The sequence below is a fragment of the Arthrobacter sp. zg-Y877 genome, from assembly GCF_030373105.1.
Lineage (GTDB): Bacteria > Actinomycetota > Actinomycetes > Actinomycetales > Micrococcaceae > Arthrobacter_B.
Map to the genome: position 1 here is coordinate 73569 of NZ_JAUCPU010000008.1, position 16997 is coordinate 90565.

At 66.7% G+C, this 16997-nt stretch carries 16 protein-coding genes; 8 read left to right on the top strand and 8 right to left on the bottom strand.

Annotated features, from left to right (window positions below; translation table 11 throughout):
* The first annotated feature begins 84 nt into the window (after nt 1-84).
* From QNO03_RS14015 to galK, 3 genes are read left to right on the top strand one after another with little or no spacing between them, the layout of a single operon-like run.
* Nucleotides 85-885, top strand: coding sequence for a DeoR/GlpR family DNA-binding transcription regulator (locus QNO03_RS14015; protein WP_289603771.1), 801 nt, complete (start codon nt 85-87; stop codon nt 883-885).
* Nucleotides 882-2024, top strand: a complete 1143-nt coding sequence (galT, locus tag QNO03_RS14020) for a galactose-1-phosphate uridylyltransferase (RefSeq protein WP_289603772.1) — start codon at nt 882-884, stop codon at nt 2022-2024. Before QNO03_RS14015 ends, galT begins: the two co-directional genes overlap by 4 nt.
* Nucleotides 2021-3172, top strand: a complete 1152-nt coding sequence (gene galK, locus QNO03_RS14025) for a galactokinase (RefSeq protein ID WP_289603773.1) — start codon at nt 2021-2023, stop codon at nt 3170-3172. Before galT ends, galK begins: the two co-directional genes overlap by 4 nt.
* Before the next feature lie 21 nt (nt 3173-3193).
* Here the strand turns inward: galK and QNO03_RS14030 are convergent, their stop codons facing one another.
* Entirely contained in the window at nt 3194-4048 is an 855-nt protein-coding gene (locus QNO03_RS14030) for a helix-turn-helix domain-containing protein (RefSeq protein WP_289603774.1), read from the bottom strand.
* 243 nt (nt 4049-4291) lie between these two features.
* Here QNO03_RS14030 and QNO03_RS14035 point away from each other — a divergent pair, with 243 nt between their 5' ends.
* Entirely contained in the window at nt 4292-5494 is a 1203-nt protein-coding gene (locus QNO03_RS14035) for an MFS transporter (RefSeq protein WP_289603775.1), read from the top strand.
* A gap of 75 nt (nt 5495-5569) precedes the next feature.
* Here QNO03_RS14035 and QNO03_RS14040 read toward each other — a convergent pair whose 3' ends face one another.
* The gene (locus QNO03_RS14040; RefSeq protein WP_269437892.1) at nt 5570-5695 is read right to left on the bottom strand and encodes a hypothetical protein; all 126 of its coding nucleotides are present in this window, start codon (nt 5693-5695) and stop codon (nt 5570-5572) included.
* 128 nt (nt 5696-5823) lie between these two features.
* Between QNO03_RS14040 and QNO03_RS14045 the strand changes: the two genes are divergently transcribed.
* Entirely contained in the window at nt 5824-6429 is a 606-nt protein-coding gene (locus tag QNO03_RS14045; RefSeq protein WP_289603776.1) for a class I SAM-dependent methyltransferase, read from the top strand.
* A gap of 65 nt (nt 6430-6494) precedes the next feature.
* Nucleotides 6495-7118, top strand: a complete 624-nt coding sequence (locus tag QNO03_RS14050) for a maleylpyruvate isomerase N-terminal domain-containing protein (protein ID WP_289603777.1) — start codon at nt 6495-6497, stop codon at nt 7116-7118.
* 42 nt (nt 7119-7160) lie between these two features.
* Here the strand turns inward: QNO03_RS14050 and QNO03_RS14055 are convergent, their stop codons facing one another.
* Nucleotides 7161-7739, bottom strand: a complete 579-nt coding sequence (locus tag QNO03_RS14055; protein WP_289603778.1) for a Clp protease N-terminal domain-containing protein — start codon at nt 7737-7739, stop codon at nt 7161-7163.
* A 4-nt stretch (nt 7740-7743) separates the two neighbouring features.
* Nucleotides 7744-7959, bottom strand: a complete 216-nt coding sequence (locus QNO03_RS14060) for a helix-turn-helix domain-containing protein (RefSeq protein WP_289603779.1) — start codon at nt 7957-7959, stop codon at nt 7744-7746.
* A 281-nt stretch (nt 7960-8240) separates the two neighbouring features.
* On the opposite strand from QNO03_RS14060, the gene QNO03_RS14065 reads away from it, so the two are divergent.
* Nucleotides 8241-9992: an HNH endonuclease signature motif containing protein gene (locus QNO03_RS14065; RefSeq protein ID WP_289603780.1), complete on the top strand. Its 1752-nt coding sequence runs from the start codon at nt 8241-8243 to the stop codon at nt 9990-9992.
* A gap of 260 nt (nt 9993-10252) precedes the next feature.
* Nucleotides 10253-11080 (top strand): alpha/beta hydrolase, encoded by an 828-nt coding sequence (locus tag QNO03_RS14070; RefSeq protein WP_289603781.1) that lies wholly within the window; start codon nt 10253-10255, stop codon nt 11078-11080.
* A gap of 111 nt (nt 11081-11191) precedes the next feature.
* Here the strand turns inward: QNO03_RS14070 and QNO03_RS14075 are convergent, their stop codons facing one another.
* The 4 genes from QNO03_RS14075 to QNO03_RS14090 form a co-directional block, all read right to left on the bottom strand.
* Nucleotides 11192-12697 carry an MFS transporter gene (locus QNO03_RS14075; protein WP_289603782.1) on the bottom strand — a complete coding sequence of 502 codons (1506 nt, stop codon included), beginning with the start codon at nt 12695-12697 and terminating at the stop codon, nt 11192-11194.
* 150 nt (nt 12698-12847) lie between these two features.
* A complete protein-coding gene (locus QNO03_RS14080) occupies nt 12848-14959 on the bottom strand; it encodes an NAD(P)/FAD-dependent oxidoreductase (RefSeq protein ID WP_289603783.1) in 2112 nt (703 codons plus the stop codon).
* A gap of 78 nt (nt 14960-15037) precedes the next feature.
* Nucleotides 15038-16294 (bottom strand): formamidase, encoded by a 1257-nt coding sequence (gene fmdA / locus QNO03_RS14085; RefSeq protein ID WP_289603784.1) that lies wholly within the window; start codon nt 16292-16294, stop codon nt 15038-15040.
* Nucleotides 16295-16333: 39 nt separating this feature from the next.
* Nucleotides 16334-16648, bottom strand: a complete 315-nt coding sequence (locus tag QNO03_RS14090) for an FmdB family zinc ribbon protein (RefSeq protein ID WP_289603785.1) — start codon at nt 16646-16648, stop codon at nt 16334-16336.
* Nucleotides 16649-16997: the final 349 nt, after the last annotated feature.

Consider the following 16997-nt stretch of genomic DNA (forward strand, 5'->3'; position numbering starts at 1 on the left):
CGGTGTATTCCACCTCCATCGTGATAGGTTTTGTTCGTTTCCGTGCGGAGCCGTTCGCTTGTTTTACTCATCTTCAGGAGGACCATGCTTGCAGCGGAGCGCCATGCGGCCATCCTGAACCGGCTGGAACGCCAGCCGGCCGTCCGGGTCAGCTCGCTCGCCCGCGACCTCGCCGTGTCGGAGATGACGGTCCGCCGGGACATCGACACCCTGGCAGCGCGGGGAGCCCTGGTGCGGGTGCACGGCGGCGCCGTCCGGCCCGGCAGCCTCAGCGCGGTGGAGCCCGGCTTCGATGCCAACCGCACGCGCGGAGGCGAGGCCAAGCAGCGGATCGCGGCCGCAGCGGTGTCCCTGCTGGCACCCGGCATGACGGTGTCCATCACGGGCGGGACCACTACCTACGCATTGGCGCCGCTCCTGGCCAAGGTGCCGGGCCTGACCGTGGTCACCAATTCCCTTCCCCTGGCGGACGAACTCCACCGGCTGCGTGCCGCTGCCCCGGCTGACGGAGCGCCCGAGGTTCTCCTCTCCGGCGGCCAGCTCACGCCGTCGAAGGCCCTTGTCGGTCCGCTCGCCACCCGGGCCATTTCCACTCTCCGCGCGGACCTGTGCTTCATGGGGGCGCACGGGGTGGACACGGAGGGTGGAATTACGACGCCGAACCTCGCGGAGGCGGATACAAACACCGCCTTCGCCCAGACCTGCGGCAGCCTTGTGATCCTCGCCGACGCGACGAAGATCGGCGTCGTCAGCCTGGCCCAGGTGGCTCCGCTCGATGCCGCGGCCGCCCTGGTCACCGACCGGTACCCCGACGGCGAATACGCCGCCCTCACCCGCATCCTCTGTGACCCCGTATCCGACTTCGAACTGGAAGAGCGCCCATGACCTTCGTGACTCCCACCCGGCTGTCCGACGGGCGGGAACTGATCTACTTCGATGCGGGGGAGGACAGCGCCGCACGACACCGTGACGCAGCCACCCGGGATGTACGGCGACTTCCCGCACGGGGACCGGCGGGGACCGTACGCTATGACGCGCTTTCCGGCGAATGGATCGCCGTCGCCGCGCACCGCCAGTCGCGAACCCACCTGCCGCCTGCGGACCAGTGCCCGCTGTGCCCCGCAACGCCCGGAAACCTCTCGGAGATCCCGGCCGCCGACTATGAGGTGGTGGTGTTCGAAAACCGGTTCCCTTCGTTCGGGCCGGACCTGGGCGAGCTGCCGGCCACCCCCGGATGGGGTACGACGTCGGCGGCGTACGGACGCTGCGAGGTCGTGGCCTTCGACCCCGCGCACGAGGGTTCCTTCGGATCCCTCGCCCCCGAGCGCGCCCGGACCGTCATCGACGCCTGGGCCCAGCGCACCGAAGCGCTCTCCGCGATGCCCGGGATCAAGCAGGTCTTCTGCTTCGAAAACCGGGGTGCCGAAATAGGCGTCACGCTCCTGCACCCGCACGGCCAGATCTACGCCTATCCATTCATTCCGCCCCGTGCCGCGGCCCTCGCCACCCGGGCAGCGGAGTTTTTTGACGCCTCCGGCGGAAAACAGACGCTCATGGGACATGCCCTCGCGGCGGAGCGCAGCACAGGGGACCGGATGGTCCTTGAGGGGAAGCACTTCAGCGCCTTCGTGCCCTTCGCCGCCCGGTGGCCGCTGGAGGTCCATCTGGTCCCGCACCGCCAGGTCGCCGATCTCGCCGCCCTGACGGGGGAGGAACGCGACGAACTCACCACCGTCTACCTCGACCTCCTGGGCCGGATCGATGCCCTCTATCCCACGCCGACGCCGTACATCGCCGCCTGGCAGCAGGCGCCGGTCGATCCGGTCCTCCGGCCGGCGGGCTACCTGCACCTCCAGCTCACCTCACCGCGCCGGGCCGCCGACAAACTGAAATTCCTTGCCGGCTCGGAAGCGGCAATGGGAGCCTTCATCAACGACACCACCCCCGAGGCCGTCGCCGAGTCGCTGCGCACTGCCGTCCCCGCCGTCCATGCAGACACCCGCGCCCGAAAGGACCAGGCATGAATCCCACGACGCTCGCGGCTGCCTTTACCGAACTCTTCGGTGCCGAGCCGGACGGCCTGTGGTCCGCCCCGGGCCGCGTCAACGTCATCGGTGAACACACTGACTACAACGACGGCTTCGTCCTGCCGTTCGCCCTTGAGCACTCGACGACGGCCGCCGCCGCCGTCCGCAGGGACCGGATGGTGCGGGTCGCGTCCACCCTCACGCCCGACGACGAACCCGTGACCGCCGATCTCGACCTCCTCACCGAAGGCAGCGTTGAGGGATGGGCGGCGTATCCGCTCGGGGTCCTGTGGGCCATGGAACAGTCCGGGTACCGCTGCCCCGGCATGGACCTGCTGATCGATTCCTCCGTTCCCGTGGGCGCCGGACTCTCCTCCTCCGCGGCGCTCGAGTGCGCCGTCGCCGTCGCCGCCAACGATCTTTCACAGGCGCAGGTGTCCCGCCGGGAGTTGGCTGCCATCGGGCAGCTCGCGGAGAACCGGATGGTGGGTGCGCCTACCGGCATCATGGACCAGTCCGCCTCACTCCTGGGCGAAGCGGGCCACGCCCTTTTCCTCGACTGCCGGTCCGGGGAATCCCGGCTGGTTCCCCTGGACCTCGAGGGTGCCGGGCTGGAACTCATGGTCATTGACACACGGGTCAGCCACGCGCACTCCACCGGCGGGTACGCTGCCCGCCGGCGCTCCTGCGAACGTGGCGCCGAATTGATGGGTGTTCCCGCCCTCCGGGATGTTTCGGTCGGGGACCTCGAGCGGGCAGCCGGGGTAATGGACGAGGAGACGTTCCGGCGCGTGCGTCACGTGGTGACCGAGAATGCGCGGGTTGAAGCCGCCGTCGAGGTGCTCACCGGAAGCGGTCCCGCCGGACTCGGACCGCTGCTCGTGGCCAGCCACGCGTCGATGCGCGACGACTTCGAAATCTCCTGCCCTGAACTCGATGCGGCGGTGGACGCAGCCCTCGCTGCCGGGGCGCTCGGTGCCCGCATGACCGGCGGCGGTTTCGGCGGTTCCGCCATCGCGCTGGCCCGCGCGGGGGACGTGCCTGCCATCCGCTCCGCTGTGGAGCAGGCATTCTCCAACGCAGGCTTCCGGTCACCGGTCATCTTCAGCGTGCTCCCCGGGACCGGTGCGGGCCCTACCGCCTGAGCCTTGTGCCGTCGGGGAAACTCAGGCCAGCGGAAGCTGCTGTTTCGTGCCCGCGGCCGGGAGGTCCGAGGAGGCAAGCAATGCGAGCTTCTCGGCATGCTGGGAACCGGCGTCGGGATGGTAGACCACCAGCATCAGGCCATCCGATCCACTGATGCTCAACCGCTCCCGGTTGAGGGTCATTTCGCCGACCACCGGGTGGTCCAGCCGCAGCGGCGTCCCCCGCTGCCCGCGTACTTCGTGCCGCGCCCACAGCTGCCGGAACAGTGGACTGGCCAGGGATAGCTCGCCGACCAGTTCGATAAAACGCGGATTCTCGATGTCGTTGCCGACGGACTGCCGCAGGTTGGCGATGAAGCACTCGGTCACCTGTTCCCACTCCGGGTGCAGGGTCTGCTGGGACGGGTCAAGGAACATGTCCCGGAGCTGGTTGCCACCGACGTCGAGGCGGGGGGAGAGCGCTTTGGCGAGCCGGTTCGAGGCCAGGATGTCGAAGTACCGTCCCTCGATGAAGGCCGGCTGCGCGAGGGAGTCCATGAGCTTGAGCGCACCCTCGGGCGGTGTTTCCTTCGGCGGGCGGCGGACCCGCTGCTTCGGGATGTCCGCGACGAGTGTCAGGAGGTAGGCCAGGTGCTCGTCGTTGAGCTGCAGCACGCGGGCGATGGACTCGAGGACCTGCACGGAGGGACGCCGGTCCCGCCCGCGCTCCAACCGCAGGTAGTAGTCGGTGCTGATGCCCGCGAGCATGGCTACTTCCTCGCGGCGCAGCCCCGGCACCCGCCGCACGCCATGGTCCGGGATGCCTGCCTGCTGAGGAGTTACCAGCTCGCGCCGGGCACGAAGGTATTCCCCAAGGGTGTTCGGTGTTGAACTCATAGGGCCAGCGTAGGGGGTCACGGGGCAGGCGGGATAGGGATGGAGGGGGTCCTGCCGCACCCTAGGCTGGGCAGGGCTCTGGCTGGAGAAAACAGGCATCCGTAGCGTTCTCAACGGCTCATCCGAGCCGGATTCGAGAGGACAATACATGACCGTCACACTGATCACCGGTGCCAACAAGGGCATTGGCTTCGAGACCGCCAGGCTGGACGTCCTGGTGAACGAGGACGAGGAGCCGGAATTTTGAGCTCCCTGACCACCTCCGCACCAGCGAAGCCGAAGACCTCCTGGGCCGGCGTCGTCTCCCTGGGGCTGGGAATCTTCGCCATCGTGATGTCGGAGTTCCTGCCCGCGAGCCTGCTTCCGCATATTGCCGGCGATCTGGGCGTCACCGTCGGCGCGGCGGGACAAAGCGTCACGGTTACCGCTGCCGCTGCTGTCTTTTCGGCCCTGCTGATCGCCGTGGTCCTGCCCCGCGCTGACCGCCGCCGCGTGATGATCGGCCTCACGGCATTCGCCATTGCCTCCAACATCATGGTGGCGCTGGCGCCCAATTTGTTCCTCCTTTTGTCCGCGCGGTTGCTGCTGGGTATCGCCCTCGGCGGATTCTGGGCCATGGCCACAGCCATGGCCGCGCACCTGGTGCCCCCCGACCACCTGGGCCGGGCACTGACCGTCGTCAACGCCGGTGTAGCGCTCGCAACCGTCGCTGCAGTTCCACTCGGGGCATGGCTGGGGGAAATCTGGGGCTGGCGGGCAGTCTTCGTTGTCGCCGCCGTAGTCGGAGCACTGGCCCTGGGCGTTCAGGCAGCTACCCTGCCGCACATCATGCCCACCGTGGTGAGCGGGCTCCGCGCTCTGGGATCGACCCTGCGCTCCGGCGTCGTCGTCGTGGGCCTGATCGCCGTCCTGCTGGTGTTCGGCGGACACTTCAGCGGGTTCACGTACATCCGGCCGACCGCGGAGAGCCTGTCCGGTATCGACGCCGGTGGACTCGCGTTGCTGCTGCTGGTCTTCGGAGCCGCCAGCGTCCTCGGCACCGTGATCAGCGGACCACTGGCAGACAGCGCCCTTCGTGCCGCCGTCCTCGTTTTCCCGTCAGTGGTGGGGATTGGAATGCTGACGATGCTTCTCACCGGCGGATCGGTCCTGGGCTGCTTCATCGCCGCGGGACTCTGGGGCTTTGGCTTCGGCGGCCTGCCGACGTCGGTGCTGAGCTGGGGCGCCAGGGCCCAGCCGGACCGGCTCGAGCAAATCGGCGCGCTCGTCGTGACGGTCTGCAATATTGCGATCGCTCTCGGTGCCGTCGTCGGGGGAGTCCTCGTTGACGGCCCAGGCGCCAGCGCCACGCTGATCGTGGGCGGCACCGCGGCACTTCTCGGCGCCGTGATCCTCACCAGCCTGCGGACAACGAGGCCCGGGCCGGAGCAGATCCAGGATCGCTGAGGCTTTCCCGGGGCTAGCTTTCGCAGCAGAGCCGGACCGCCACGGGGGCGGTCCGGCTCTTCTTGTACTGATTACTTACTTCTTGTCGTCCTTGTTGCCGTCGACGGCGTCCTTCGCCTTGTCTTTAGCCTGGTCGACCTTCTCCGGATGGTCCTTGGCTGCGTCCTTCGCCTTGTCTGCCATTCCGCCTAGATCTGCCATTGGATAATGCCTTTCCTCTGTGCGGTCCGGGACTCGTGCCTCCCCGGCTGGGTACACCCATCCTGCACCCCCAGAGTGGTTTGGAACCCGGGTGTCCGTGTTTTTTCGTTGCGACGTAGGCTGGGAACATGCGAAGCGAAACTCTCTGGGAAGCAAAAAAGCGGCAGAATCCAGGGCATTCCGCCTGGTACATTTCGCGGTTTGAAGAGATGCGGGAGCAGGGCAAGGATCTGGACGGCGAAGCCCGGCTGATCGATGCGATGCTGCCGCGGGGAGCACGGATTCTCGACGCCGGCTGCGGTCCCGGCCGGGTGGGCGGGGAACTGGCGCGGCGCGGGCACACTGTCGTCGGCGTCGACGTCGACCCCGAACTGATCGAGGCAGCCCGGCAGGATTTCCCGGACCTGCAGTGGTTCGTGGGTGACCTTGCCGAACTGGACCTGCCCGCAGAAGGCATCACCGAACCGTTCGACCTGATTGTCTGTGCCGGCAACGTGATGACCTTCCTGGCGCCGGGCACCGCCGTCGACGTCCTGACCCGGATGCGCGGGCACCTTGCCGCAGACGGCCGCGTGGTCATTGGATTCGGCGGAAACCGCGGTTACGCCTTCGAGGCGTTCTTCGACGACGCCGCCACGGCAGGCCTTGAGGTGCAGCAGCGGTTCTCCACCTGGGACCTGCGGCCGTTCAACGGGGACTCGGACTTCCTGGTGGCGGTGCTGGGCCGCGCCTGATCGGCATTGACGCCCCGGCGGCGGACAATAACGTCCATCAGCAAGTCGAGGGAAGGCGGGGCACTGTGAACCTGGAAGCGGATCCGGAGCGGGCGTCGCAGATGTGCGTCGAGGCCCAGGCGCGATTGATGCGCCGTGTCTCAGACCTTAAAGACGCGGACGTCAGGGCGCCGAGCCGCTTGCCCGGCTGGACCGTGGGCCATATTCTGACCCATCTCGCCCGGAATGCCGATGCCCACGCCCGCCGGCTGGCCGGCGCCCTCGACGGGCACGATGTCCCGAGGTATCCCGGCGGTTCCGAACAGCGGGCCCGCGATATTGAGGAGGGGGCCGGACGGCCGGCAGCAGAGATCATTGCCGATCTCCGCTCCAGCATGCTGCACCTCGAACAGGTCCTGGCTTTGTCTGCCGCGGCGGGATGGCCCAACGGGCACCTCATGGGTGACGACTCCTACGGTGTGGCTGGTTGTCCGGCGCACCGGCTCCGTGAGGTCGAGATGCACCACGTGGACCTGGGGCTCGGCTATACGCCCTCGGACTGGCCGGAGGAGTACGTCGCGTGGGACCTTCCGCTCCTGCTCGCCACGGTTCCCGAACGGCTCGGGTCACTCGGCCAGCGGAGGGAATTCATGGCGTGGCTGGCGGGCAGGGGGCCGCTGGCTCCGGACACGAAGCTGGCGGACTGGTAAGTCGAGGGTTCGCGGACTTCCGCTTAGGCGGCGGACTTCCGCTTAGGCGGCGGCGTCCATCGTGCCGGTAATCCGTGCCCTCAGTTCCTCCGGCTGCACATGCCGGCTGACCAGGGACAAGGCCGCCGGGTCGGCACCGCGCAGCACCCCCAGCAGGAGATGTTCCGTCCCAATGTAGCCGTCCTTCCGGGCGATTGATTCGCGCAGGCTGTTCTCCAGGACGGCTTTCGCGCCGCGGTTGTACGGTATGTGTCCGCCTTTGCGGGAGCCGAATAGGCCGCGTCGGCGTTCGGAGGGTTCTGCTGCATTGAGCGCGCCCTCGCCGAACTGGGCCTCAACGGCGCGGCGCACTTCATCCAGGTCGATGCCCACGGATTCCAGTGCGGCGGCGTCGTCGAACCCCGCGTCCTGTCCCATCGCCTGAAGGTCGGCGCGGAGCTGCGCCGGGGTCAGGCCGTATCCGGTGAGCACTGATGCCAGCGGGGAGGGGGATGCTTCCGCCGTCGCCACTGCGCCGAGCAGCACGTGGACCGGGAGGATCTGGGTTGCCTTCAGGGTGCGTGCCTCTTCCTGGGCGGCAATCACGCTTTCGCGGGCTTGCTTCGTAAACCGTTCAAACATGGCGTCACTTCGCTTTCCGGTTGTACTTCTGGTGCACTGCCTGCTTGCTGATGCCGAGCTGGTCTGCGATCGCCTGCCAGGACCAGCCCTGCGCCCTGGCATTGGCCACCTGGACGGCCTCGAGTTGGTCGCGCAGCCGGCCGAGGGCGACGACGGCGCGCAGCCCGGTGGCTGGGTCGGGGCTGGCTGCTGCGGCGGTTAGGGGGGATTGGTCTTCCATGGCTGTCAACTTATATTGACGGGCGGGGTGCGTCAAGGGGTAGTGGAAAGTCCGGAGGGAAGGGCAAGGGCTCGCCTTCGCCGTGGGGAGCGGGGCGGGGTCGCTTTGTGTCCTCGGTGACGTCGCTTTTCGCCCGGCGAGACTGCCTTTCGTCCGGAAAAGCCCCCTGCACTGCGGGCAGGTAGTTCGGGCCATAAGACGGGTATTTTTGGGTTCGCGAAAGGGCCGGTTTTGGCCTGTTTATGGGCCTGGAATGTCAGTGCTGGATGAAATCCTGAAGCATGGATCAGCTCGGGAACACCGAATGGATAACCGAAGAGCAGGATGGCCAAGACCAGCAGCCGGAAGGGTTGGCTGGTGAATCGGATGCGCTCTGCAGCTTGGCGGTTTACCGTGCGGAACTCTCCGCCGAACCTGCCGCATCTGGTGGAGCCGCAGCCGCGGGTACCTCTGCTTCTACTGTCCGTCCCGGGAACGACGCCGAGGCCACACCTGCTCAGCCTGCCGCCGCCGATGGTGCCGACGGGACCGAACCGACAGAGCGTGCTTCCGCATCCAGCGCCGACAGAAGTGCCGCCAGCTCTGATGGTCCCAGTGACGCAGGGAATTGTGCCCGGTACCCGGATGGCTTCACCGGGACACTGGCGCTGCAAAACCTCGAATCGTTCGACGAGGACATGGTAGGGAATGCCCTGGGCCGGGTGGCGCATCTGATTTCGTGGGCGCAGGCGCAGCAGGCCCGGCTGATCAACCGGATGGAGGTGATCTTCCGGGACAGCATCGCGTCGGACTGGGGCAAGGCCGAACCCGGACTGGCCTTCAGCCTCGCGGCCTCGGAATGCGCCGCCATCCTCAACGTTCCGCAGGTAACCGGTCAGCGGATGATGAGTGAAGCGCGCAGCCTGTGCGGCACCCATTCCGCCACGCTGTCCGGTCTGGAGCAAGGATGCTTTTCGTACCAGCATGCCCAGGTGGTGCTGGACCAATGCGGGAACCTTCCCGCTGATGCCGTGCCGGAATTCGAAGCCAGCCTGCTCAAGGCCGCTGAGGGGCAGACCCGGGCGCAGTTCTCCGCCAAGGCCCGGCGGCTGCGCGAGAAACAGTACCCGGACACCATCGAGAAAAGGCACCTCACCGCGTTCGAGCAGCGCAAGGTCACTCTGGACCGGGAAGAGGACGGGATGTCCTGCCTGTCGGCTCATCTGCGGGCAGAGGAAGCCCAGCAGATCTACACGACACTGACTACCGCGGCGCGGGGCGAGCAGACGGCCGGGGATACTCGGACCGCGGATCAGCTGCGGGCAGACATCTTGGCGCAGCTGCTGATGGGTGGGCTCAGCTCCACGCGTGGCGGCGGGGTTGGGACTCATGCCGGGACAGCACCGGGCGCGGGCGGAACTGACTGCCGGGAAGGCGATGACACCGGTGCCGTCCCGAGGGCGGAAATCATGGTCCTGATCAGTGCCGAAACGCTCTTCGGCGCCGACGACCGGCCGGTCGAACTGCACGGCTATGGACCTATCAGTGCCGAAGCGGCCCGACGGTTGGCCCGCAACGCCACAGGCTGGACCGGACTTGCCCAAGACCCTCGGACAGGGGAAATCCTGGGCGTTGGAAGGCGAAGGAAAGTCCCAGCCGGGCTTCGCCGCTGGCTCCGAGCCCGTGACGGAACCTGCCGGTTCCCCGGCTGCCGGGTCAATACCGCGAACTCGGACATCGACCACACCACCGACTGGGCAAAGGGCGGTCCCACGGACCATGGGAACCTGGAACATCTATGCCGCCGGCATCACCGGTTCAAGACACTGGGTTATTGGAAAGCCTGCCAACCCACACCCGGGGTGATGGAGTGGACCTCGCCCACCGGACGCGTCTACCGGACCGAACCCTTCCTGGAACTTGGACCCCCACAAGTGGATGCGGATCAGCCACCGGGTCCGCCGGCGGACCGGCCGGTGGATCCGTGGAGCGGCCAGCAGTTGGCGAACACCAGGCGAAAAGATCCCCGGCAGGAAGCGATGCCGCCGTTCTAGGGATGCAGCCGTCCGCCTGGATGTCCCGGATGGTGCTCCCGGCCGCTCCCGCCCGGCACCCCCGGCCGGATGCTCCCGGCCGCTCCCGGCCGGACACTCCCGGCTGGACCGTGCAGGCGTAAGAAAGTACCCTTCCCAGCAATATCTGGTCGCCCGGAACGAAAACCAATCCAAAGGATTGTTCCCTCTCCTATGACTGCGTACTCTCCGGCATACCTTTTCATTTCCTCCTGATCCCTTGGAGCACCGAAGGGAACACCATGAACGGTTCCAACACCCCTGACACCATCGTGCTCGTCCACGGTCTATGGGTGACGCCCCGCAGCTGGGAAGGGTGGAAAGCCCACTTTGAGGCGAAAGGCTTCACTGTCCTGACGCCCGCGTATCCGGGATTCGACATAGAGGTAGAGGCACTGCGTGAAAACCCGGACGTGATTGCCACGCTGACCGTGCCGGAAACCCTGGATCACCTCGCGGGCGTCATTGAGTCTCTGCCCCGTCCGCCCATCATCATGGGACACTCCTTCGGCGGTCTTCTGACGCAGATGCTTCTCGCCCGAGGTTTGGGGGCTGCCGGTACGGCCATTAATTCGGCACCAACCGAAGGGGTGAGGGTTACCCCGCTGTCCCAGGCCCGCGCACTCTTCCCCGCACTGAAAAATCCTGCCAACTTCCATAAAGCGGTGGGGTTCACCCCGGACGAATGGCACTATGCCTTCACCAATACGCTGAGCCGGGAGGAATCCGATGCTGCCTACGAACGGTATGCCATTGCCGCTCCCGGGAATTGGGTGTGGGCGTACGGATTGCTCGCGAATTTCCAGCCGGGACATCAGGAGACGTGGGTGGATTACTCCACCGACAGGGCACCGCTGCTGTTTATCGGAGGCAGTGAAGACCACATCATGCCCCCGTCGGTAAATAAATCCAACGCCAGGCACTGGGCCAAATCACCCGCCCTCACGGAATACCACGAGTTCGACGGGAGGGCGCACTGGACCTGCGCCGAACCGGGGTGGGAAGAGGTGGCCGATTATGCGCTGGATTGGAGCCTCGGCCATGCGCAGCCGCAGCCGTCCGCTTTCTAGGCGGGGTGGGAGCCCGGCTTGGGACCGGCCCCGAACCGACCCCGAACCAAGCACCGCAAAAGACGAAAGAGGCCCGATTTCTCGGACCTCTTTCGTCGTCACCAGCCCTTGCTAGCCGACGGGCGCCACGTCCGGAACCTTCAGCAGGTCCTCCTTGGAGGGGCGAATCATGAAGTACCCGATCGGGGCAGCGAGGAACAGTGCGACGCCGGCCCAGATGAACGCGGTGGAGTAGCCGTTCACGAGTGCCTCGAGCTGCGCGGCGGGCTGGCCGCCGTTGCTGCTCAGGTAGGACGTGATGCCCGCCGTGTAGACGGCCGTGAACAGTGCGGTGCCGATGGACCCGCCAATCTGCTGCGTGGCCGAGACAGCGGCACTGGCCACACCGGCGTCGTGCTCATCAATGCCGGCCAGCGCCACATTCTGCAGCGGCACGAAGATCATTGCGAGGCCGAAGCCCAGCAGCGCCAGTCCGGGCAGGACTTCCAGGGCGTAGTTGCCCTCCACCGAGATGAACGAGAGCCAGATCAGGCCGGCAGCGCCGACGATCGGTCCCACGGTCATGGGGAGGCGTACACCGGTGCGGGGAAGGAACTTGGACAGGACGCCTGCGCCGACGGTGATGGCGATGGTCATGGGCAGCGACGCCAGGCCGGACTTCAGCGGCGAGTAGCCCAGGACAATCTGGAAGTAGAAGATCAGGAACAGGATGCCGCCCAGCAGGGCAGCGCCGGTCAGCGTGGAGGTCAGGAACGCGCCGCCACGGACCTTGTTGGTCAGCACGCGCAGGGGCAGCAGCGGGTTCGAGACCCGGCTTTCCACGAACACGAACAGCGCCAGGATCAGCACGCCGGCAACCAGGAAGGCAATGGTCTCAAAGCGGGCCCAGCCGTTTTCGGCCTGGGAGAAGCCGTACACGAGCGAGGCCAGTCCGGCCACCACAAGAATGGCACCGGGCAGGTCATAGCGGGTGTTGCCGTGCGCCTTGCTTTCGCGGATCAGGGGCAGGCCGGCAGCCATGGCGGCGACGGCGATCGGTACGTTGACCAACAGGCACCAGTTCCAGCTGGCGTACTGGGTGAGAATCCCGCCAAGCAGCAGGCCGATGGCCGCGCCGCCGCCACCAATCGCGCCGTACACGGCGAAGGCCTTGATGCGGTCCTTGCCCGAGGGGAAGGTGATGGTCAGGATAGCGAGCGACGCCGGTGCGAGCAGTGCGGCGAAGGCGCCCTGCAGGCCGCGGGCGGCGAGGAGCATTTCGGTGCTTTCCGCAAAACCGCCGATGGCGGAGGCCACGGCAAAACCGGCCATACCCACCATGAAGGTGCGCTTGCGGCCCCAGTAATCGGCGATGCGTCCGCCGAGCAGCAGCAGCGAGCCGAAGGCCAGCGCGTAGATCGTGACCACCCAGGTGCGGTCGCCGTCGGACATCCCCAGTTCGCGCTGCGCATCCGGCAGGGCGATATTCACGATGGTTCCGTCCAGGACCACCATCAGCTGGGCGAGTGCCAGAACGGCCAGCAGCAGCCAGCGGTGTGGATGTGCCGAGTGGTCGACGGCGGCGGCCTGCGGCAGGCCGGAAGGGGTGGTGCGGTCCATATAAAGGGGGATCCTCATCAAACGAAACTGGTGGGGTGGCTTAGAGAGCCTACAGGCATCCGGCTCGACAGCGTGCCGCTGCACTGTCCGCAAACGACGCCGGCAGGCCGCTATTGCTGCGGCCTGCCGGCTTCTTGCGCCTCCGAAGGGCTACGTGCTGCTGCCGGCCTAGAGGGCGGTGGCTACCTCCCAGGAGGAGTGGATGGCGCCGTGGATGTAGTTGACCGCACCGGCGTCGCCCACCACGTCGCAGGTGATGTCCGCGGCCCGCAGCTCGTCCGCCAGGGGAGAGGCCGACGTCGTGCCGTCCGCGTAGACCACCATGTCCGCGGGGGCGGAGAAGCTTTCCCCGCCCACGGTCCACTCGACGCTCTTCTCGGTGATGCGGGTGATCGAGGCGTTGCGGTGGATCTTCACACCGTGCTTTTCGGATTCCTTCACCGCGGTCCAGCGGCGCGGCATGGCCAGCGGCAGGCCGAGCTGCTGCGTCTCATGGAGCAGCGTCACCCGGCGGCCGCGCTCGGCGAGGAACTCGGACAGTTCCAGGCCCACCAGGGAGCCGCCGATCACCACAACGTCCTTGCCCATCGGCAGCCAGACCTTGGTGAACTGGCGGACAAACTCCGGGCTCTTGGTCACGCCGGAGAGGCGGCCGAGCTTGCCCAGGGTGCTCAGCACCGCGCCAGCTTCCTCAGCAGTTGCCGTACCGAGCATCATGGCCCGCAGCGTGTCACCGGTCTGCACAATGGGCAGGTCACCGCCCGGGAAGTCCGGCTTGGGGCGCACGGCGCCGGTGGCTACGATCACGTGGTCCGGGTGCAGGGCACGGATGGATTCCACCGTGGCCGGGGTGTTCAGCTTGACTGCGATCTTCAGGCGCCGGATTTCAGACTTGAACCACTTCAGCAGCCGTTCGTTGTCCGGAGTGGTCATGGTGGAGAACCACATGGTCCCGCCCAGACGGTCGGACTTGTCCACCACGGTGACCCGGTGGCCGCGTTCGGTGAGGACCCGGGCGCTTTCCAGTCCGGCGGGGCCGGCGCCGACAACCACTACGTGCTTGGACGCGGAGGCGGGCTTCAGCGGCAGCAGCGCCTCGTTGCCCAGCGCCGGGTTGACCGCGCAGAACGGGGTGTCATCGAAGAAGTTCTCGGCGACGCAGAGGTAGCAGTTGATGCAGGGGCGGACCTGGTCGAACTTGCCGTCACGCAGCTTGTTCGGCAGTTCCGGATCGGCCAGCAGCTGGCGTCCCATCGCGGCGAAGTCGATCTGCCCGGCGGCCAGCGCCTTCTCGGAGACTTCCGGAAGCATCCGGCCAACGGCGATCACCGGCACGTTCACGTGCTTCTTAATCTCCGCGGCGTTCTTCAGGTACGCGCCCACCTTGTTGGGCAGCGGACCGTCGGTGAAGTTGTCGAACGGATTGCGGCCCCAGCCGGTGACGTGGATGGCGTCGGCGCCGGCCTGCTCGAACAACTTGGAGGCTTCGATGGCCTCATCGAGGGTGAGGCCCCCTTCCTGCCCGTATTCCTCGCCGGCCACGCGGACCAGGATGGCCAGGCGGTCGCCCACCCGCTCCCGGACGGCACTGATGACTTCGCAGGCGAGCCGGGCCCGGTTTTCCAGGGTGCCGCCGTATTCATCCGTGCGCAGGTTGTCCCGCTGGTTGAGGAAGACGCCCAGAATGTAGCCGTGCGCCACGTGGATCTCGATGGCGTCGGCGTCGGCCTTGGCGACGCGTTCGGCCGCATCGGCCCAGATGGACACGAGCCAGGAAATGTCCTCGGCCGTCATCTCGTGGTACGCGGTCTGCTTGCCGGCGGTGGCCGCACCCATCTTGCCGAGCTCTTCGCGGGTGCTGTCAGCCAGGGCGGACATGTCATAGGTGTAGTCCGGCTGGTTGGGTGCCAGCACCGGCCGGTCATTGGCGACGTCGACGCGGGCTACCTTGCCGTGGTGCGTGGACTGGATGCACAGCTTGCTGCCGGCGGCATGGACGGCGTCGGCCAGTGCCTTGAGCCCGGGAATGTACTTGTCATCCGACAGCCCCGGCTCCTTCATGGACGCCGCACCGTGCGGGAAGGCAATGGCGCAGGCACCGGTGATGATCAGGCCGGCGCCTCCAGCGGCGCGGGCCACGTAGTGGTCGATTTCGGGCTGTTCAATCTCGCCGTGCTCGGAGACATTCATGTCCATTGCCGGCAGGACGATTCGGTTATGTGTTTCCATGGGGCCCATGCGCCCGGGGGCCATGAGGAGGGGGAAGTTTTTGGTATTCACAGGGGTATTTTAGCCCCGATGTGTACACCGTAAACGCGCGGCCCGGCGGGCCGGAGCGCCGTCAAAGCGCACCGCTGGTCAGGTGCTGCTGGCCCGGGGTGCTCCAATGCCCGGATCGATCTGGAACGGTCCGGCCGCGGAGGGGCGTACATCGAAGTCGAAAATGGACGTCGGGATGTACACGGTGGAACACGAGTTCGGGATGTCGACGACTCCGGACAGCCGGCCTTCAATCGGTGCGGCGCCAAGGAGCAGGTAGGCCTGTTCGGGGCTGTACCCGAACTTCGTCAGGTAGTCGATCGCGTGCAGGCAGGCCCGCTGATAGGACAGGTGCGAGTCGAGGTAGCGCTGCTCGCCGTCGAGCGTCACCGAGGTGCCCGAGAAGGCGATCCACTCGCTGAACTGCGGATCCACGTTCCCCGGCATAAAGATGGCGTTTTCGGAGACACCGTAGGTCTCCATACCGCCCTTGATCAGGTCCACCCGGAGATCGATGAACCCGCCCATTTCAATGGCGCCGCAGAAGGTGATTTCGCCGTCGCCCTGGGAGAAGTGCAGGTCGCCGACGGAAAGGTTCGCGCCGTCGACGAACACCGGGTAGAAGATCCGGCTGCCCTTGGACAGGTTCTTGATGTCCTGGTTTCCGCCGTTCTCCCGCGGCGGCGCAGTGCGGGCGGCTTCCCCGCCCACCCGTTCCCATTGGTCCCGGGGCAGACTGCCGAGGACGGCGTGCCCGGCCTCCGGCGGCAGGGCCAGCGGCGGAACACGGTGCGGGTCGGTGGCGATCAGGTCACCTTCCCGCTGGTTCCATTTGGCCAGCAGGGCCGCCGACGGCGCGGTCCCCATCAATCCGGGATGGATCATGCCGGTAAACGAGACGCCGGGGACGTGCCGGGAGGTGGCGGTCTGGCCGCTGAAGTCCCAGACGGCTTTGTACGCCTCGGGGAACTGTTCGGTGAGGAAGCCGCCGCCGTTCTCGCGGGCGAAGATTCCGGTGTACCCCCAACCCTGTCCTGCGAGCGGGCCGGAGTCCTCCTGCGGAATGGGGCCGACGTCGAGAATGTCCACCACCAGCAGGTCGCCGGGACGGGCGCCTTCCACGGCGAACGGGCCACTGAGTTTGTGCACGGTCAGCAGCGGGGCGTTGAGGATGTCTTCGGCGGAATCGTCATTGACTATGGCACCGTCAAACCACTCGCGGCAGTCCACCCGGAAGGCCTCCCCGGGGCGCAGCACCGCAACCGGAGGTATTTCCGGATGCCACCGGTTGTGCCCCAGCTTCTCTTGGTCCTCGAACTTCCTGGACGAATCAAGGGGAAAGACGACCTTGGGCATGGCTTCTCCTCTAACTGGGGCGGGCGTTTGTGCGGAGGTTTAGTCGGGACGGGGCAGCTTTCGGTGGAGCGGATTGCTGGTGATGTTCCCGGCCGGACGGGCGCCGGACACCGGGCCGGGGGAGCGGACGACGGCGGGCTCCGCCGCGCTGCGCTGGGTGGACTCGATCAGCCGGTACGCACTGGAGGAAGAGCGCGAGAGGTTGGGTGCGGTGAAACGGCGCCGGGCGGGCGCCCCGCAGACAGGGCAGGGGAGGGAAGCGGGGGCGGAGCCCATGGCGAGCTGGACCTCGAAACCGGCGCAGGTGAACCCGGATGAACCGCCGGCAGCGCAGCGGTAGGCGTAGAGCGGCATGTCGAAAGCCTTTCGATCACCGCGGGAGCGTCATGGTCTGGAAACAGCGGTGCCGCTCCGGCTTGCCCGACAGCCTAGGGATGGGGCCGGAGCGAGTCAACGGTAGCTGCGCGATGGCGATAATCGGTCGGCTGGAATTGTTTCCGGGAATCCAGAAAGAATTATAAAGGGATATTAATATCAGGACTTCCGCTATTCCTGTCGATTGCATCGGTGAGTAAAGGTGCAATACTTTCGCGGCGCAGGGCTGTCGGTGGAGCGTGGCTCGAGCGCTTTCGCTCGATTAGTCCTGCCGCGGTATCAGTGCTATACGGCACTTCTGCGGTCGATCGAGAGGGCATCCTTGCGA